General features: G+C 31.9%; 20 protein-coding genes. 6 read left to right on the top strand and 14 right to left on the bottom strand.

The window, feature by feature from the left end:
* The first annotated feature begins 87 nt into the window (after positions 1-87).
* Both IEV77_RS04820 and IEV77_RS04815 read left to right on the top strand, forming a co-directional pair.
* Positions 88-1191 carry a DUF4407 domain-containing protein gene (locus IEV77_RS04820; RefSeq protein ID WP_188462359.1) on the top strand — a complete coding sequence of 368 codons (1104 nt, stop codon included), beginning with the start codon at positions 88-90 and terminating at the stop codon, positions 1189-1191.
* Between the two features lie 86 nt (positions 1192-1277).
* Positions 1278-1952 (top strand): hypothetical protein, encoded by a 675-nt coding sequence (locus IEV77_RS04815; RefSeq protein WP_188462357.1) that lies wholly within the window; start codon positions 1278-1280, stop codon positions 1950-1952.
* A 4-nt stretch (positions 1953-1956) separates the two neighbouring features.
* Here the strand turns inward: IEV77_RS04815 and IEV77_RS04810 are convergent, their stop codons facing one another.
* The 4 genes from IEV77_RS04810 to IEV77_RS04795 are packed head-to-tail and all read right to left on the bottom strand — an operon-like array spanning position 1957 to position 6681.
* Positions 1957-3414, bottom strand: a complete 1458-nt coding sequence (locus IEV77_RS04810; RefSeq protein ID WP_188462356.1) for an AMP-binding protein — start codon at positions 3412-3414, stop codon at positions 1957-1959.
* A 10-nt stretch (positions 3415-3424) separates the two neighbouring features.
* Positions 3425-4405: an NAD(+) synthase gene (nadE, locus tag IEV77_RS04805; RefSeq protein ID WP_188462354.1), complete on the bottom strand. Its 981-nt coding sequence runs from the start codon at positions 4403-4405 to the stop codon at positions 3425-3427.
* A gap of 12 nt (positions 4406-4417) precedes the next feature.
* Positions 4418-6391: an asparagine synthase (glutamine-hydrolyzing) gene (gene asnB / locus IEV77_RS04800; protein ID WP_188462352.1), complete on the bottom strand. Its 1974-nt coding sequence runs from the start codon at positions 6389-6391 to the stop codon at positions 4418-4420.
* A 29-nt stretch (positions 6392-6420) separates the two neighbouring features.
* Positions 6421-6681 (bottom strand): acyl carrier protein, encoded by a 261-nt coding sequence (locus IEV77_RS04795; RefSeq protein ID WP_188462350.1) that lies wholly within the window; start codon positions 6679-6681, stop codon positions 6421-6423.
* A 273-nt stretch (positions 6682-6954) separates the two neighbouring features.
* Here IEV77_RS04795 and IEV77_RS04790 point away from each other — a divergent pair, with 273 nt between their 5' ends.
* On the top strand, positions 6955-7386 hold the full coding sequence (locus IEV77_RS04790; RefSeq protein WP_188462348.1) for a YybH family protein: 432 nt from the start codon (positions 6955-6957) through the stop codon (positions 7384-7386).
* Here IEV77_RS04790 and IEV77_RS04785 read toward each other — a convergent pair whose 3' ends face one another.
* The 9 genes from IEV77_RS04785 to IEV77_RS04745 form a co-directional block, all read right to left on the bottom strand.
* Entirely contained in the window at positions 7387-7665 is a 279-nt protein-coding gene (locus IEV77_RS04785) for a hypothetical protein (RefSeq protein WP_188462346.1), read from the bottom strand.
* Between the two features lie 205 nt (positions 7666-7870).
* Positions 7871-8449 carry a PhnA domain-containing protein gene (locus IEV77_RS04780; protein ID WP_188462344.1) on the bottom strand — a complete coding sequence of 193 codons (579 nt, stop codon included), beginning with the start codon at positions 8447-8449 and terminating at the stop codon, positions 7871-7873.
* Positions 8450-8506: 57 nt separating this feature from the next.
* Positions 8507-8869, bottom strand: a complete 363-nt coding sequence (locus tag IEV77_RS04775; protein WP_188462342.1) for an MmcQ/YjbR family DNA-binding protein — start codon at positions 8867-8869, stop codon at positions 8507-8509.
* Positions 8870-8930: 61 nt separating this feature from the next.
* Positions 8931-9638, bottom strand: a complete 708-nt coding sequence (locus IEV77_RS04770; protein WP_188462340.1) for a hypothetical protein — start codon at positions 9636-9638, stop codon at positions 8931-8933.
* Between the two features lie 12 nt (positions 9639-9650).
* Entirely contained in the window at positions 9651-10001 is a 351-nt protein-coding gene (locus tag IEV77_RS04765; RefSeq protein ID WP_188462338.1) for a DUF4870 domain-containing protein, read from the bottom strand.
* A gap of 183 nt (positions 10002-10184) precedes the next feature.
* The gene (locus IEV77_RS04760) at positions 10185-10934 is read right to left on the bottom strand and encodes a cyclase family protein (protein WP_188462336.1); all 750 of its coding nucleotides are present in this window, start codon (positions 10932-10934) and stop codon (positions 10185-10187) included.
* A gap of 46 nt (positions 10935-10980) precedes the next feature.
* Positions 10981-12147 (bottom strand): radical SAM family heme chaperone HemW, encoded by a 1167-nt coding sequence (gene hemW, locus IEV77_RS04755; protein WP_188462335.1) that lies wholly within the window; start codon positions 12145-12147, stop codon positions 10981-10983.
* A 46-nt stretch (positions 12148-12193) separates the two neighbouring features.
* Positions 12194-12748 (bottom strand): crossover junction endodeoxyribonuclease RuvC, encoded by a 555-nt coding sequence (ruvC, locus tag IEV77_RS04750; protein ID WP_188462334.1) that lies wholly within the window; start codon positions 12746-12748, stop codon positions 12194-12196.
* Positions 12748-13386: an outer membrane beta-barrel protein gene (locus IEV77_RS04745; RefSeq protein ID WP_188462333.1), complete on the bottom strand. Its 639-nt coding sequence runs from the start codon at positions 13384-13386 to the stop codon at positions 12748-12750. The genes ruvC and IEV77_RS04745 overlap by 1 nt, the downstream gene beginning before the upstream one ends.
* Positions 13387-13434: 48 nt before the next feature.
* Here IEV77_RS04745 and IEV77_RS04740 point away from each other — a divergent pair, with 48 nt between their 5' ends.
* Genes IEV77_RS04740 through IEV77_RS04730 form a run of 3 tightly spaced genes read left to right on the top strand, consistent with a single transcriptional unit; the run spans position 13435 to position 16468 of the window.
* Entirely contained in the window at positions 13435-14406 is a 972-nt protein-coding gene (locus IEV77_RS04740; protein WP_188462332.1) for a lysylphosphatidylglycerol synthase domain-containing protein, read from the top strand.
* A complete protein-coding gene (locus IEV77_RS04735; RefSeq protein WP_188462330.1) occupies positions 14403-15527 on the top strand; it encodes a glycosyltransferase family 2 protein in 1125 nt (374 codons plus the stop codon). The genes IEV77_RS04740 and IEV77_RS04735 overlap by 4 nt, the downstream gene beginning before the upstream one ends.
* Before the next feature lie 53 nt (positions 15528-15580).
* On the top strand, positions 15581-16468 hold the full coding sequence (locus IEV77_RS04730; RefSeq protein ID WP_188462328.1) for a hypothetical protein: 888 nt from the start codon (positions 15581-15583) through the stop codon (positions 16466-16468).
* Positions 16469-16478: 10 nt separating this feature from the next.
* Here the strand turns inward: IEV77_RS04730 and IEV77_RS04725 are convergent, their stop codons facing one another.
* Positions 16479-16955, bottom strand: coding sequence for a hypothetical protein (locus IEV77_RS04725; RefSeq protein ID WP_188462326.1), 477 nt, complete (start codon positions 16953-16955; stop codon positions 16479-16481).
* Positions 16956-16991 lie beyond the last annotated feature (36 nt).

Here is a 16991-nt window from a genome sequence, read left to right as displayed (position 1 = left end):
TAAAGCCTCGAAATTTCGAGGCTTTTTTTTGTAACAAATAGACAAGAATTGCGTTCTAATAGTCTATCAATCAAAATCAATCAAATCATGTTAAAGAAATTCTTCATCTTATGTTCTGGATCAGATTCAGACATTTTAGAGACTTGTTCCAATGGTGAGCAAAACAAATATGCAGGTATTGGAGCTACCGTGTTTTTTACAGCTGTAATGGCTTTTATTGCATCCAGTTATGCCCTTTTTACTGTTTTCGATAATGCATTTATCGCCATTGGTTTCGGACTTGTTTGGGGTTTACTTATTTTTAATTTAGACCGTTTTATTGTTTCAACCATTAAGAAACGTGATCGCTTTCTAGATGAATTTATACAGGCGATACCAAGAATTATTCTAGCAATCATTATTGCCATCGTGATTTCAAAACCCTTAGAATTGAAAATTTTTGAAAAGGAAATCAATCAGGTTCTTTTAGAACAAAAAAACGAATTGACTCTTGCTAATAAAGATCAAATTGCACAACAATACAATCCGAAAATCACAGATTTAAACAACGAAATTGCTGGTTTAGAACTTCAAATTTTGGCAAAAAATGAAGAAGTTAATAAGCTATACGACATATATATTAATGAAGCTGAAGGCACAGCCGGCACCAAATTGTTAGGAAAAGGACCTGTTTACAAAGAAAAAAGAGACAAGCATGATGTTGGAATAGTAGAACTACAGGAACTAAAAACAGAAAATAAAGCTAAAATCGCTGGTCTAGAAACACAGATTTCAGAATTAGAAAGCAATTATAATTCTAGAGTGATAGCTACGCAACCCATTATCAGTAGTTTTGATGGTTTAATGGCTCGTGTGACCGCTTTAAACGAATTACCATGGTTACCTTCATTTTTCATCTTTCTATTGTTTTTAGCCATTGAAACGTCTCCAATTATAGCAAAACTTCTTTCGCCAAAAGGAACTTACGACTATAAACTTGAAGACTCTGAAAGCGCCATAAAAACGTGGTCTGAAAGAAATGTGAAAGAAAGACAAGTGTTGCTAAAAACTGATATTGAAATTAACAACAAGGTTTACAATGATATTGCAGATGAAGAGGAACTTTATAATTACAAGCGCAAAAAAGCCCGAGAACTTATGCAATTACAGGCAGATGCTTTTATGCAAAAACAACAACAAGCCCTCAAATAATTTGTAATCAATTGGAGGTTTTTAATAAGAATTTAAACTTTATGTTTATTTTTACAAATACCTCTAACAGTTGTAATTATAAATTTATGAGCAGTAATTTATTTAGCAAAATTGCTTTATTACCAAAATTAATAAAAGATGGTAAAGCTAAATATCTTTGGAACGCATTTTCAAACAGATTATATTCTAAAGAAATAGCTTTTGGTTTTAAGCGAGATTTAAGTATTCCGTTTAAAAAACCCAGAACGCTTAAACCTATTAGCATTCGAGAATTTACGGAAGCAGATAAACCCTTTTTTATAGACAACCCAAACAATGGTTTCATTCTTAAATTTAATACCTGTTATATTGGTGAGACAAAAGAACAAGTGCCGTGTGCTAGAGTTTGGTTAATTGATTCATCAGAAAACAATAAATTAAGAGCCACTTGGGGAAATAGATTCCCACAACTTAAGCAAGACGAAGTGTTATTGGAAAATGTTTTTACAGTTCCTAAATATAGAGGCATGGGAATAATTCCTGCCTTCTTATACGATGTGGCAGAAAAAAGTAAAGATTTAGGAGCTAAATACGCCATAACCTTTGGAGAAGTAAAGAACATTAACACCACTAGATCTTATAGCTATGCTGGGTTTAGTCCCTATATTGTTAGAAATGTGTCTTATTTTTTATTTATAAAATCTATCAAATATGAAGTAGTTTCAAAGGAGTATTTAGATTTTTATAATAAGTCAATCAACAGGAAGGCAGTTACCAAATAGTATTTTACTTTACTTTTTTTCCGGAAGCGCTCATTTTCATTACTTTTTCAAAAATAACTTTTTGAGGTATTTTATAAAGTGCCAATTTTTTAGAACAGGCATGAAGTATTTTTTCTTTTAATTGGACTTCATCAAAATTGCCATTTGCGACTATCGTTGCTTGAATGGCTTCCCCAAATAAATCGTCGTCATAACCAGAAATAGTACAATCCATAACTTCTTCAACAGAAAGGATAACTTCTTCAATTTCTTTTGGACTCACTCTTTTTCCAGCAACCTTTAAAATTTCTTTCTTTCTGGCCTTTAAATAATAGTATCCGTCTTCATCAACTACGGCAACATCTCCAGTATAAAGCCAGCTATTTTTAATAGCCATTTTAGTTTCACTCTGCTCTTTATAATAGCCTAACATGATATTTTTCCCTTTTGCCAACAACTCTCCTTCTTGATTAACACCAAGTGTTTTGCCCATGTCGTCCACAATTTTAAAAGTGACATCTGGAATGGGTTTTCCAATAGAGCTTGTTTTTTTATGAATCATTTTTGGCTCTAAATAAGACAATCTCGCTGTTGCTTCTGTTTGTCCGTACATGACATAAAATTCTTTCTTTGGAAAAGCTTTTACAAATTCATCTATAAAAACGGTATGCAGTTTCCCTCCGGCTTGGGTGACATATCTTAAATCTGGAAATGGGGTTGTTTTGAATGTTTTTGATTTCTTTAATAATATTTGAAAATGACTAGGAACACCTGCAAAACCAGTACATTTGTAGTCATTTAAATCGTTTAAAACAGCGCCTAAAAACATGAAACTGTTATTTAAAACAATGGAACCACCAACTCTTAAATGTGTATGCAAAAGGGATAATCCATAGCAATAAAAGAAAGGTAAAACCACGCACATAGTATCTTTAGAGGTGAGGTTTAAATAGGAAATAATCGAATTTGTATTGGCTATAATATTTTCATGACTAATCATGACACCTTTAGGGATTCCTGTTGAGCCAGAAGTGAAAATAATTTCTGCTAGTTGATTCTTTTCAACCTCAACATAATAATCCACTATAGATTGATTAGCTATAATTTGATCTAAATCTTCTTCCTCGATAACTTGAATATGTGAAGGGATTTTATACTTAGATCTGGCACTTTTTGCCATAAAAACAGTATCACATTCCGTTGTATTTAATATAAAATCCAGGTTTTCCTGTTCTATGGCAAAGTTTAAGGGCACGCATGTATTCCCCGATTTTAATATGCCCAAATAAGCCGTTATAAAGTATTTCGAATTCGGACTAATTAAAATAATATTCTTGTTTGCTCCAATATATCTGTTTAAAAATGTGGCAATTTTTAAGCTGTTGTTATACAGTTTTTTGAAAGAAATAGTTTCTTTTGAACCCAAGAGAAAGTCCTTTCCAAGGTTTTTAGTAGATTCAAAAAAGTAATCGAAAACATTCATGTTTTAGGATTTAGAAAATAGGTTTCATTCTTAAATATTCAGTTGTTTTTCTTTTTCTTTCAAAGCTTTTATAGATGTTTTCAATCTCTTTGGTTGTCTTGTCCATCACTTTCCCAACCTCATCTGCCGGATAGTCATTTTCCCAACCATACCATATTAAATCCATAGATTCAAAAGGCATTTGGTAGAAGAAATCTTCTTGAGATTGTTCGGCTGTATATGTATCAGTTGTTGGTGTTCTATCAATAATTCCTTGTGGTACACCTAAGTGTTTTGCTAATTGATACACCTGTGTTTTATAAAAATGCCCAATTGGCATAACATCTGCTCCACCGTCACCATATTTAACAAAAAACCCTTGTTCTACTTCATGTTTGTTAGGCGTTCCAATAACGGCATAATGCATACGTTCGGCATGATAATATAACATAGACATTCTGCTACGTTGTTTAAAATTAGTAGAAGCTACAATTTGCAAATATTCTCTTGCTGGTAATAGCTTACTAACAACATCTCCATTAGGTTTAATAACTGTAATAGAGAAAATAGCCGGAATATTTTCAGCAATATTCTGCTTAATTTCAATCTTAGCTTTATCCACTTTTTTATCGAAACCTGGAATAACTCTTAAAATGGCGTCGTCTCTCCTTTCATAACAACCAAAACCATCCAAGGCCTTTGTAATATCTTCAATTAAGGTACTTACACCATAAGTAGCTGCTAATTCTTCGGCTAATTGTCTACTGTCATCACTAGAATCCTGTTCAGGAAGCATGATGCCTAAGACATTTTTAGAACCAAAAGCTTTTGCAGACAAAGCCAGACAAACCGACGAATCGATTCCTCCACTAATACCAACAATGGCACCACGACGTTGTAAGTTTTTTGCGACATCTGTTTTAAGTTTGGCAATAATATCATTACAAACTTGGTCTATGTTTTCAATATGAATAATGTCTTTTGAAAAAGGTTTACGTGATTCTGATTTCATGATGTTCTGTTTTTATTCAACAATTATTTTATCTAGTGTAATTAATTCGGTTTCAGAGAGTTTAGGGATTGATTTTTTTATAAACAAATCGTATAAAATCTGGATAGACAAAATAGCTGTCATAGCCATATTATCTATTTCTGAAACTCCTTTATTTGATGTTATTTTTGAATGTAATGTTTTAACATGGTCTACATTAAAAACACCAAATTCTTTAATGCTATCTTCTGAAAGCATGATTTTTAAATATTCCGGCAAGGCTTCTGAAACAAAAAGGCTTCTAATTGGAGCTCGATAAGCTTGCTTAGATCTGTTTAAAATTTCTTCTGGTAATCTGCCTGCCATCATTTTCTTTAGAAGGTATTTTTCGTTTAACCCATGAAGTTTTAAATCTGGATGTAAATTCATGCAGAATTCAATAACGCGATGATCTAAAAATGGATAACGACCTTCAATAGAATTAGCCATTCCCATTCTATCTCCTTGTGAAGACAATAAATAGCCTGACATAAACAAATGGATCTCTAACCATTGTGCTTTTGTGAGATAATCGTAGCCCTTTAATTTAGACTCCAATTGTTTTCCTAAATCTTCAATAGGTTTATAATCTTTAATATTTTCTTTAATCTCTTCAGAAAAATAATTCTTAATTCTGCTGGTATTATGCCATCTTAAAAGATGTGAATAAATTGGAGACTCGGTTTCACTTAGTTTATACCCAAAAAACATTTTTAGCATGTTACTACTAGAATTGCTAATCTGTGGCAGATATGGATACAGCTTTTTCAATAATAAAGGCCTGTATTTCGATTTTGGATCTTTAGCCCAAAAGTGTTTGATTTTTGTTTCTTTAAAAATATTATAACCTCCTAAAAGTTCATCGGCGCCTTCCCCGGTTATTACCACTTTTATATTTTGGTCTCTCACACTTTTAGAAAGTAAACTCATTGGTGTTGGAGCCGTTCTTAAAAGTGGTGCTTCAGTAAACCAAACTACCTCTTTAAAGTGATTTGAAATATCGTTTTCACTACAAGTAACACTAGAATGTTCTGTGTTAAAATATGCCGCAGCTATGTTTTGATAAGATGATTCGTCAAAATCTTTTTCTGTAAAACCAATAGAAAAGGTTCTCAGTCTTTCTGGTGAAATCTGCTTAATAAAAGCGGTTGTAATACTAGAATCAATGCCTCCGCTTAAATAAGCGGCTACAGGCACATCTGCGCGAAGTCTTAGTTTAATTGAATCTAGAAAAATGTCTTCAAAAGCTTTTTTAGCTTCTTCAAGGTTTGTAAACTTATAGTCATCTGGTTTTACTATTGGCAGTTCCCAAAAGGTTGTTTTTGAAATCCCTACAGAATTAATAAGCATGTAAGTTCCTGGAGGCACTTCAAAAACATCTTCAAAGACTGTATTTGGTGATAATGCTGTCCAAAAAGTAACATATTCTGAAAGCGCTTTACTTGAAAATTTTAAATTTATTTCTGGATATTCTAGAAAGGATTTTATTTCGGAAGCAAATACAAAGGCATTCTCAGTTTGTGTATAAAATAAGGGTCTAATGCCAACGCGATCTCTGGCTAGAAACAACTCTTCTTTGTTTTTATCCCAAATGGCAATAGCAAATTGTCCATTAAGCATATTCAAACATTCTGGACCATATTCTTCATAAAGATGCAGAATAACCTCGGTATCGGTTTGCGTTTTAAAAGTGTGATTTTTTTGGAGCAAGTCTTCTCTTAACTCAATGTAGTTGAAAACTTCGCCATTAAAAACAATCCATAAGCTATCATCTTGATTAGAAATAGGCATGGTGCCAGAACTTAAATCAATAATGCTTAATCTAACACTACCCAAACCTGCCTTATTAGAAACATATACACCACTTTGGTCTGGACCACGATGTTTGATTCTAGTAAGCATGTGTTGTAGTGTAGATACGGATTTCTCCTTATCTAAATCGCCATAAAAGCCAGCTATGCCACACATATTACGTTAGTTGTTGATTGCTGAAGAAATTAAACTTTTACAGAAAGTTTATTAGAAACAAAAGAGACAATATTATTGATGGATTCGAAATTTTTTGGATTTAACTCCTCGTCTGTAACTTCTACTTCAAAACTTTCACCTAAAAATTCAATAAGAAATAATAATCCCATGGAGTCCAATAAGCCATTTTCAAAAATTAAGGCATCGTCTTCCACATCTTTGATATCTGATAAAGATGCTTCTAAAATATATTTTTTAATTTCGGCTTTTACGTCGTTTGTGTTTTTCATCGGGCATATTAATTTAAAAAATTAAACCAACTCTAATACCTATTAGAGCCTTATCTGTGCTATTAATTTAATTAGGGAGAAATTAAATAGTTTTAGATAACAAAAAGTTAACGAGACTAATATATCCTATTTTTACTAAACTAAAAAACAGGCCCTTAAACTATTCGTTAAAGTTATAAAAAATCAGATTAAAGTTACAAAAACATCTTATTTCCCAGATAGCAAAGTTAATTTTTGTTAGTATCTTTAAATTTGTAAACTAAAATAACTACTATGAAAAAATTCGTTTCTATAATTTTATTCGTTTCTACGGTTTTTTGTTCGGCACAAACCCAATTTAATGATGACAAAAATGCCATTTTAGCTGTTTTGGAATTACAAGAAACAGCATGGAACAATCACGATCTTGAAGGTTTCATGAAAGGTTATTGGAAAAATGACTCCCTTAAATTTTATGGTGGAAGTGGTTTAACCCTTGGCTGGGATAAAACCTTAGCCAACTACAAAAAAGGTTACCCCACTAAAGCTGAAAGTGGTATTTTAAAATTTGTAATAAACGATATTTCTAAAATTGAAAACAACACATATTGGGTTATGGGCGAATACCATTTAACCAGAGATGTTGGAAATGCCAATGGCGTCTTTATTATAATCTTCAAAAAAATTAATGGGGAATGGAAAATAATTGCAGATATGTCCTGCTAATTAGGCTGCGTCATTGGATTTAAAATGATCGTACAAATCCTTACATCCAAAACCAATAATTGAAAGCTGTTTTTTTAATGAAATAGATTCATTATGTAGTTTTGCTAAAGCATTTACACCATCTTTATCGATGCTTTCTAAGCCTTCGATACTAATGGTAACAGTTTGTAGTTTTTCAAAAACATCTTGGAATTCATTCTGAAACATTCCAACAGTATGTCTGTTTAAAATACCTGTAACTTTAAAAAAATTGTTGTAGTGAGTGATTGTAAGGTTCATAATAACATAAATTAAGTTAATCTATCTGTTTATGCTATTAATCAGGTTCGATGCTGTAAATATATAATGATTAGTGATTTACAAATAAAATACTCGACAAAACCCGTAAGAATTAGTTAAAGTAAGGATAGGTGTTTCTTTTTCCGACAAACTACTTAATTTCAACAATCATTTCTTAACAACTTGTAAATAAGAATTTTACAAATTATGTTTTCTTTACATACTTGGTTATAATGACAATATTCTGACCATCTACTTTTCCTTCTATATATTCTGCATTTTCGTGGTCTAAACGAATGTTTCTAACAGCTGTTCCCTGCTTAGCAACCATACTTGATCCTTTTACTTTCAAGTCTTTAATTAACACAACCGAATCTCCGTTTTCTAATATAACACCATTTAAATCTCTGTGGATTATTTTGCTCGCTTCATCTTCATGTTCTCCAGTAGCTCTGGCTAAAGCCATGGCTTCATCATCTAAATACATCATGTCCAATAAATCTTTTGGCCACCCTTCTGCACGAAGTCTTTGTAACATTCTCCAAGAAAGAATTTGTACTGCTACATTTTCATTCCACATACAATCGTTTAAACATCTCCAATGATTTACGTCCATATCTGCATTACCTTCAATTTGGTCCAGACAGTTTTTACAAACCAACACACTGTTATCTACATTTTCGTTTAAAGATGGTGGTAATGTATATTGTGTTAAACTATCGGTAGAAGTACATAATTCGCAAGTATTGTTGCTTCTTTCTTGTAATGTTTGTAATATACTCATGGGATGTTAGATTTTTGATTTCAGAAGTCAGATTTCTGAGTTGCAAAAATAGTGTTTTTATTGAAGAGAATCACGCATTTTTTTAGTCATGCCTTTTACTACCATATCATAGGAATGGTCGACTAGTTCGCAAATAAATTTTGGAGGCAATTCCCCTTCATGTATATAAAGAGTATTCCAATGTTTTTTGCTCATGTGATAACCTGCGCGAATGCTACTGTATTCTTCACGAAGTTCTTCCGCATAATCCGGGTTGCATTTTAGGTTAATAGCCTTCTCGCCTGCTTCCCATTTTTTAAGTCCGATTAAAGCAAACATTTTTCCAAGCACTTTAAATACTAGAGTGTCTTTATCAAAGGGAAAATCTTCAGTGGTTCCTTTTTTACTTAAACAATAATTGCGAAGTTGTTCGATATTCATAGAAAACACGTTCAAATTTAATGCTTGAACGTGTTTAAAAATACTAAATTTTTATGTCATTTTAAAAATACTTCCCAACCCATTTACAATTTGGAATCCCTTCCACAGAGGTTACGGAAATTTTGTCTGGAAAAGAAGCCATGATATTTGGATCTGTTTTATAGATGCTTTCAATTCTGTATTCTATAAAATTAAAACCCGCTTTTAAATTTAGATTGTAGGTATAATCTATTTTTACATCTTCTTCGCCCTCTTCCATCATTCTTGTTGTATTACAGTTTCCTTTATATTGAAATGGTTTAGCAACATAAATCAATTCGAAATAAGACGCCATAATTGGTTCCATGTAAGCTGGATCTTCAATCCATGGTACCAAATTTTCATCTGATACCGTAAAAATCACGCCTACATAACGTTCATCACTGGTCCAAAGTGATAATGCGCCTGTATCAAACGAAAAAATATTATCTTTTTCTTCTACTATTTCAAAGCGATTTTCGCATTGAGAAAATAGGGTGTACCATAATTTTGATGAATCACTTTCTTTTTCTTCCTTAGAAATGTCAGGAAGCTCTTTTGAAAAGTCTAATATAATGTCTCCCGACTTGGACATGGTTCCCACTTTAATTGGATTTTCCATACCAAAAGGTATAACCATGACATTAACATCTAAACTTCCCAAAGAATAATCTTCAATTTTTGGCTGGGCCTGCGAATAAAATATATTGCATGCTAAAAAGCTGAGAAATACTAAAACGTATGTTTTCATAATTAAGTTATTCTATAAATTTTTAAACCACTCTAAATATTTGTTTCCCAAAATAGGTACTGGTTTTTCATTTCCATTAATGGCATTGACCAATCCCATGATCCACATATAAATCAAAACAAAAATGCCTATAATATTAATAATCCATCCTAGTATGGGAATCATACCAATAACTCCTAAAGCTAGACCCGTTAAAGCCAACCCTAAAGATTGTTTGATGTGATAGGAAGCAAAAGGATTTTTCTTTTCATTATTCATAACAAATGCTATAATTAATCCAATAATTGTGATGTAAGCAATTACAGCTATGTTTTTTCCTTCATTAACGATAGTTACTTTTGGGGTGTCTTTTACTGATTCCATAATTTTCAATTTATATTGTTCTCTCTTTAATGGAAGGAACCATTAAAAGTTAACATCAAAATAAAAAAAAAATAAAAAGTATGCTCTATTAATTGTCAATGTATTTTTATAAAAAATCAAAATCCATTAATATTCGAAAACAGAAAAAAAGATATTTCTGAACAGGGTAAGAGAAATTTGAATCTACTCTAAAATTTCATATAAAACTGGCTTACTTGGCGTAGCATCATTTTCAAAAGGTGCAATTTGTATGTTTAAAAAGTACGTACCATCTTCCACTGAATTTGGAACAAAAATAAATTCGGTAATGGTAGCATCCATTCTTTTTCTTCCCGCTGTATTCCAAAATGCGTTATGTGCCAACAGTTCCCCGTTATCTTCTTCTTTATCCACACTTGGCAAATCTATTAATAAATGATTCACGCCTTTTTCACGTAAATAAATGGCTGCCTCCGATAATAAATATGGCGGATTAGTATGAGAATATTGATGAGATAATTTTTCGGTTGTGTTTGGGATTGTTCTAATTACAACGGCATCACGTTTTTTATTCCCTAAGGCAAATTGAATTTGCTTTTTGGAAATAACAAAATCGTCTCCTTTTTTTTCTGGCGCAACCGTAATTACTTCAGCCAAAAAGAAAAACTGCTTTAATTGCTGATTGATAGAATGTACTTTTTCGGTAATATGACCAACACATTCGGTATGTGTGCCATGTGCATGCGGATTAAACCAAATATTATTAAAATTAACATCTGCTCCTTCTGCCACACTTGCAATCCACTCGCCATCTTTTACCGGCTCTATTTTAGGTTCTTCTAAATACCAAGCATTCACATTGCTTTTTGATGCTCTTAATGGAATGGAAATATCTAAAGGTTTCGATAAATCTATTTGGTGTTTTTTTGAATTGTATTGAATGGTTGCCAGCATGAAAAGGGTATTAATTGAATGATTTTCTGTTATTATTTCAAAGATACTAAATCATAAATAGCTCTGAAGCAATTCCATCTGTTAAAAATTTCCCTTTTAAAGTAACTACCAATTTATCATTATCAAGCCTCAGTAATTGTTGATTCAAATGCTTCCTCGACTGATCTAAAAGGTAGGTTTTATAATCTTCACCAAAATCTTGTTCCACTTTTTCCAGAGATACCCCCCAAATAGTCCTTAAACCCGTCATTACATATTCGTTATATTGCTCTTGAACGGTCAGAATTTCTTTAGTACACGGCAAGACAGTCTCATTTATACTTTTAATATACTTGGTATTGTTTGAAACATTCCAGCTTCTTGTATTTCCATGAAATGAATGAGCCGAAGGTCCAATCCCTAAATAGGGCTTACCTTGCCAATAACTTGTATTGTGTTTAGAAAAATAATTTGGTTTGCCAAAATTTGAAATCTCATAATGAATAAAACCCTGTTTTTCTGTTTCTGACATTAAATGGTTAAAATGAAGTTGCGCCAACTCATCATTCATTGCAGGATACTTACCATTTTTAATAAAGGTATCTAAAGCTGTTTTTGGCTCCACTGTTAAAGCATAACTTGAAATATGGTTTACACCATACCCAAAAGCTATTTGAAGATTCTCATGCCATTTTCCCAAGCTCATGTTTGGAATTCCGTAAATTAAATCGATGGTAATATTATCGAAATAACGGGTTGCAACGGACAAACAGTTTTTTGCTTCTTCCGAAGAATGTGCCCGATTCATAGATTTTAAATCGTCTTCAAAAAAAGATTGAATGCCTATACTTAAACGATTAATTGGAGATTTAGAAAGTTCTATTATTTGATTATCACTTAAATCGTCTGGATTAGCTTCTAAAGTAATTTCTGGATTTTCGGAAACCTTAAAATTTCTATATACTTCAGCAATCAAAAATCGTAATTCATCAATCGTTAATAAACTTGGGGTTCCTCCTCCAAAATAAATAGTATTAACTGTTAGACCTTCAAATTCATCTTTACGGAGTTCCAACTCTTTAGCTAAGGCCTCAATTAATTCATCCTTCTTTTTTAATGATGTCGAAAAATGAAAGTCGCAATAAAAACAGGCTTGCTTGCAAAATGGGATGTGGATGTAGATTCCTGCTTTTTCTTTTTTTTCTGAACGATCAGATTCCATAATATTCTTCATGCTTTTTTTATTATTTAGCAGTCTGTAAGCTGCCACTGACCACTGCTTACTTCTTAACCCGATCTTCATTCTGCTTCACAAAACTTGCCCAACCAGAATAACTTTTTCCAATCTCAATTCTGCCCTCGTTGTAGAAATGACAAACAGCAGCAGCTAAGCCATCCATAGAATCTAAATTTTTTGGAAGTGTTTTAATACCTAACAAACTTTGAAGCATTTTGGCCACTTGCTCTTTACTAGCATTTCCATTTCCAGTAATGGCCATTTTTATTTTTTTTGGCGCATATTCTGTAATAGGAATTTCTCTACTCAAACCCGCAGCCATGGCAACTCCTTGAGCTCTTCCTAACTTAAGCATACTTTGAACATTCTTTCCAAAAAAAGGCGCTTCTATCGCAATTTCGTCTGGATGATGCGTTTCAATAAGCTCAATAGTTCGCTCAAAAATAAGCTTCAGCTTTAAATAATGGTCGTCGTATTTTTTTAAATCCAATTCGTTTAATTGCATAAACTGCATGTTCTTTCCAACCACTTTTATAAGACCAAATCCCATAATGGTTGTTCCTGGATCAATACCTAGTATAATTTTTTCTTTGCTCATTAATCGCAATAATAACAACCACTTAAAGAATAAGACACACCAATGGTTGCTGTTAATAAATTCCCGTTAAACGAGCCATAACCTTCTGAAACAGGATCGAAATCGCTACTAACTCCATAAATATAAGATCCGTCCAAATAAACAGTTAACAATTGTGTTATGCTATAATGAAATTCTATTCCACCCATAACATTTAAATAGGATGTTTTGTTTGCCCCATATTCCCCCAAAGGTTTTATCATGCTAAAACCAGGTCCAGCATGCGCTACTACCCCAAAACCCATTGGCAAAAAGGTTATTATTGGTGTTGGGTCGTAAATAAACTGGGCGTTTATTCTTGTGTAGTTCACTTTAAAAAATGGGGATGAACTCTCATTAGAAAACCTGTTGTAGCCAAAATCTAACTTAGCACCAAACTGTCTTTTAAACATGTGTTGAACTCCTAAATTAATAGTTGGAAAATTAATAGGGTTTGCTTCCAGGCCGGGAATAAATCCACTAGAACTCGGACTGTTTACACCTACTGCTAATTGCACTTTCCATTTACTAGTTTCAGCTTGACTAAAACCTGAAATTGAAAGGAAGAGAAAAACAATGGAAACAGAAGCTTGTTTGAAGTTTATAAAAAATGTGTTCATATAAAGGATATTGTTTAATTTGCGGCAAATAAATGTGTCATTCTAAAAATGCTTAGAACCTTACCATACAAAACTAAACAATTCTTTTTTGTGCTTCTTAAAATAAGCTTGGTAGTTGGTGCATTTTATTTTATTTATTTCAAACTAACCACAAACAACCAATTAGATTTTAAGGTTTTTAGTCGTTTTTTACATGAAAACAGGATATTTTCTTTAAAAAACATCACTTTTTTAATAATTTTAAGTTGTTTTAACTGGTTATTGGAAATTTTAAAATGGCAAGATTTAGTGTTTATTTTCAAAAAAATATCATTTCAAAATGCGCTTCAACAAAGTTTAGGTTCCTTAACAGCTTCGGTATTTACCCCAAACCGTATTGGAGAATATGGAGCGAAAGCCATGTTTTTTTCTTCAGAATTAAGAAAAAAAATAGTCCTACTAACTTTCCTTGGAAACATGATGCAAATGCTAGTGACTGTTGTTTTTGGAGGTATTGGCTTATATTTATTTATAACAAAACATCAAATAGACATCAATTACCTTAATAGCTTCGGGTTTTTAACTGTTTTATTAGTAATTTCAAGTGTTATCTTTTTGGGTTTGAAGAAAAAAGAAGTCACTGTTAAAGGTGTTTCTATTGAAAAAGTCATAATCTTTTTTAAAAATATACCATTCAAAAACTATCTGTTTTGCTTCATGTTTTCAGTTCTTAGATATCTAATTTTTTCATTTCAATTCTACTTTTTATTACAATTATTTGGGACGGAATTAGCATATAAAAATGCTATGATTATTATAACATCTATGTATTTATTAGCTTCTATTATTCCATCAATTTTTATTTTCGATGTGGTTATCAAAGGAAGTGTTGCTGTTTATTTATTCTCCATTATTGGCGTTAACGAACTCACTACTTTAAGTATCGTAACTTGTATGTGGCTTTTAAATTTTGTATTTCCAAGTATCCTTGGAAGTGTGTATGTTTTAAATTTTAAACTTCCAAAAAACGTCGAATCATGATCGGTTTTTTTCTTATCATCACGTTCTTATATGTTATTTTAATAGGAAGTTTTATTTATGGTTTTGATAAAGTTGATGATTTTGAATTTGAAAAGACATCAAAAAAAATCAAATTTTCAGTGATTATTCCTTTTAGGAATGAAGCCGAAAACCTACCCGAATTATTAGATTCCATTTCTAAACTAAAATACACACCTTCAAACTTTGAATTCATTTTTGTCAACGATGAATCTGAAGACACTTCGGTTGAAATCATTAGAAATTATCTTGATACAACTGAGATAAATTTCAAAATCATTCAGAATAAAAGAACTTCAAAATCTCCAAAAAAGGATGCCATTTCAACAGCCATTATAACAGCACAACACGAATGGATTATAACCACGGATGCCGATTGTTTGCTACCTAATTTGTGGCTTGAATGTTTCAATAGCTTTATTAACAAAACCCATTGCAACATGGTTGTTGGTCCCGTTGCCTATTATAGGCTTCAAACGCTTTTAGACAAATTTCAAGCCTTTGACTTTTTGAGTTTAATTGGAGCAACTATTGGTGGATTTGGCTTGAAAAGGCCTTTTTTAAGTAATGGAGCCAATTTAGCCTACAAAAAAGAGTTCTTTAAAAAACTAAATGGTTTTGACGGTAATTCTGAAATAGCTAGTGGAGACGATGTGTTTTTATTACAAAAAGCCATAGAACAACACAGAGATTCTGTATTATTTTTAAAAGCTAAAGAAGCCATTGTTTTAACCAAACCACAACCGGATTTTTCAAGTTTAAAATCGCAGAGAGTGAGATGGGCTTCGAAAACAACACATTATAAAAACACCTTTGGAAAGCTTACAGGTTTGCTGGTTTTATTAATGAATGCTGTTACTATTTCTTCCTTATTATTAACTATAATTATATCCTTAAATTTAAAAATTCTATTAATTATTTTGATTTTAAAACTGTCTGTTGATTTTATTTTGCTTTTTAAAACTGCTATATTTTTTAATCAAAAAAGGCTTTTTAAAAGTTATCTTATTAGTGCTTTTATGTACCCCTTTTTCACCGTTTACATTGCCAGTCTGTCCCTTTTTTCAAGCTACAAATGGAAAGATAGAGACTTTAAAAAATAGTGTGCAAATCATTTATTTTTGCTAAATTTACAAGAATTGAAATCCTAAATCCAATGAAAAGAATAGTCCTTATTTTGTGTTTATTACTACCGTTTTTAACTCTTAAAGCACAGGAAACTTATACAATAAATGGTGAAACCTTAGAACTTAAAACTGAAGTTAGCGGTAATTTAGATTTACTTTGGACAGCTAATACAAGAAAGTCTCGCTATTTTGTTAGAACTACAGATGGCTCTATTATAGAATTGGTAGATACTAAAAACTCTGAAACCGGGAAAAATCAGCAAGAATATATAACTACTCTAAATGGCTTAACACAAGAATATGGTCTTACAGCCGAAAAAGTTAAATTTACATTCCCAAGTTTAAAAAATTATATAAACGTTTATAATTCTACAAGTGATTTAAGTTACAACTTCGAGCCGCAATCTAAATTAAAATTGCGACTAGGAGCATTCGGTGGTTTCACCAATCAGCCTTTTATTTCTAATCCTAGCAACACATTGGTTCCTTCTTTTGGTGCCGAACTCGAAATTTATAGCGATGGAAAATTTAAACGTCATGCAGGGTATTTTAGTTTAAGAACAGCCTTGGATTCTGACGATATCAATTACTCTGCAACACAATTAGCTTTAGGCTATAGATTCCGTTTTATCGATAAAGAAACGTTTAGTGTTTACGCCAACGCAACTTTTGCCACTTATACCTTTTACAATGAAGTTTTAGTTTATGAAGATCCTGAAAACCCAGGATCATATCTCACTTTAGAACAATCCGGTTCTGGTTTTAATGCACCATTTAGCTTTGGGTTAGGTAGTGATATTAAAGTATCTAAAAACGGCTATATAACGCTTGCTTATAATAGCTTGTTTGCCATATTTTCTGAAAATCAAGGAAACTTTCCAGTGGATTTCGCGGTTGGCTTTAAATTTAACTTGTAGCTAGAAAATTTTAATTGACTCTTATAATAACTGGTAAGGTAAAAGCTGTTTTTACTTGCTGTCCACGTTTTATTGCAGGATAAATTGTAGGCAAGGAATCCAAACTATTTGCAAGTAACTCGTTAATATTTGGGATTTCTCGGAGCGTGACAGAGTCTACTTTAGCTTCAATAAATGACAATTTTCCAGTTTCTGAAATTTGAAACTTAATATAAATAGTGTCATCAATATTTTGAGATACTACAATGGTATCTTTTTGAATTTTATTGCTGATAATAACTGTTAAGGTATTTTGAAAACAGCGCTTTTTTTCTTCTTTTGAAACACCATCATTACAAGATGCAAAAGAAGGATAATCGTCTACATCACTCCAATTAAATGTTTTTAATTCTTCATTTAAAATAGCATCTGATGTTGTTTTCTTGACATCAAAATAATTGCAAGAAACAAACAATAAAAAACCAAATAAAAGGCACAAATGTTTCATACACAGATTTGAAACGGAAAAGTACAATTTTTTTAG

The sequence above is a fragment of the Xanthomarina arctica genome (genome assembly GCF_014638915.1).
GTDB lineage: Bacteria > Bacteroidota > Bacteroidia > Flavobacteriales > Flavobacteriaceae > Xanthomarina > Xanthomarina arctica.
This window is presented reverse-complemented; position numbering and strand designations above follow the sequence as displayed.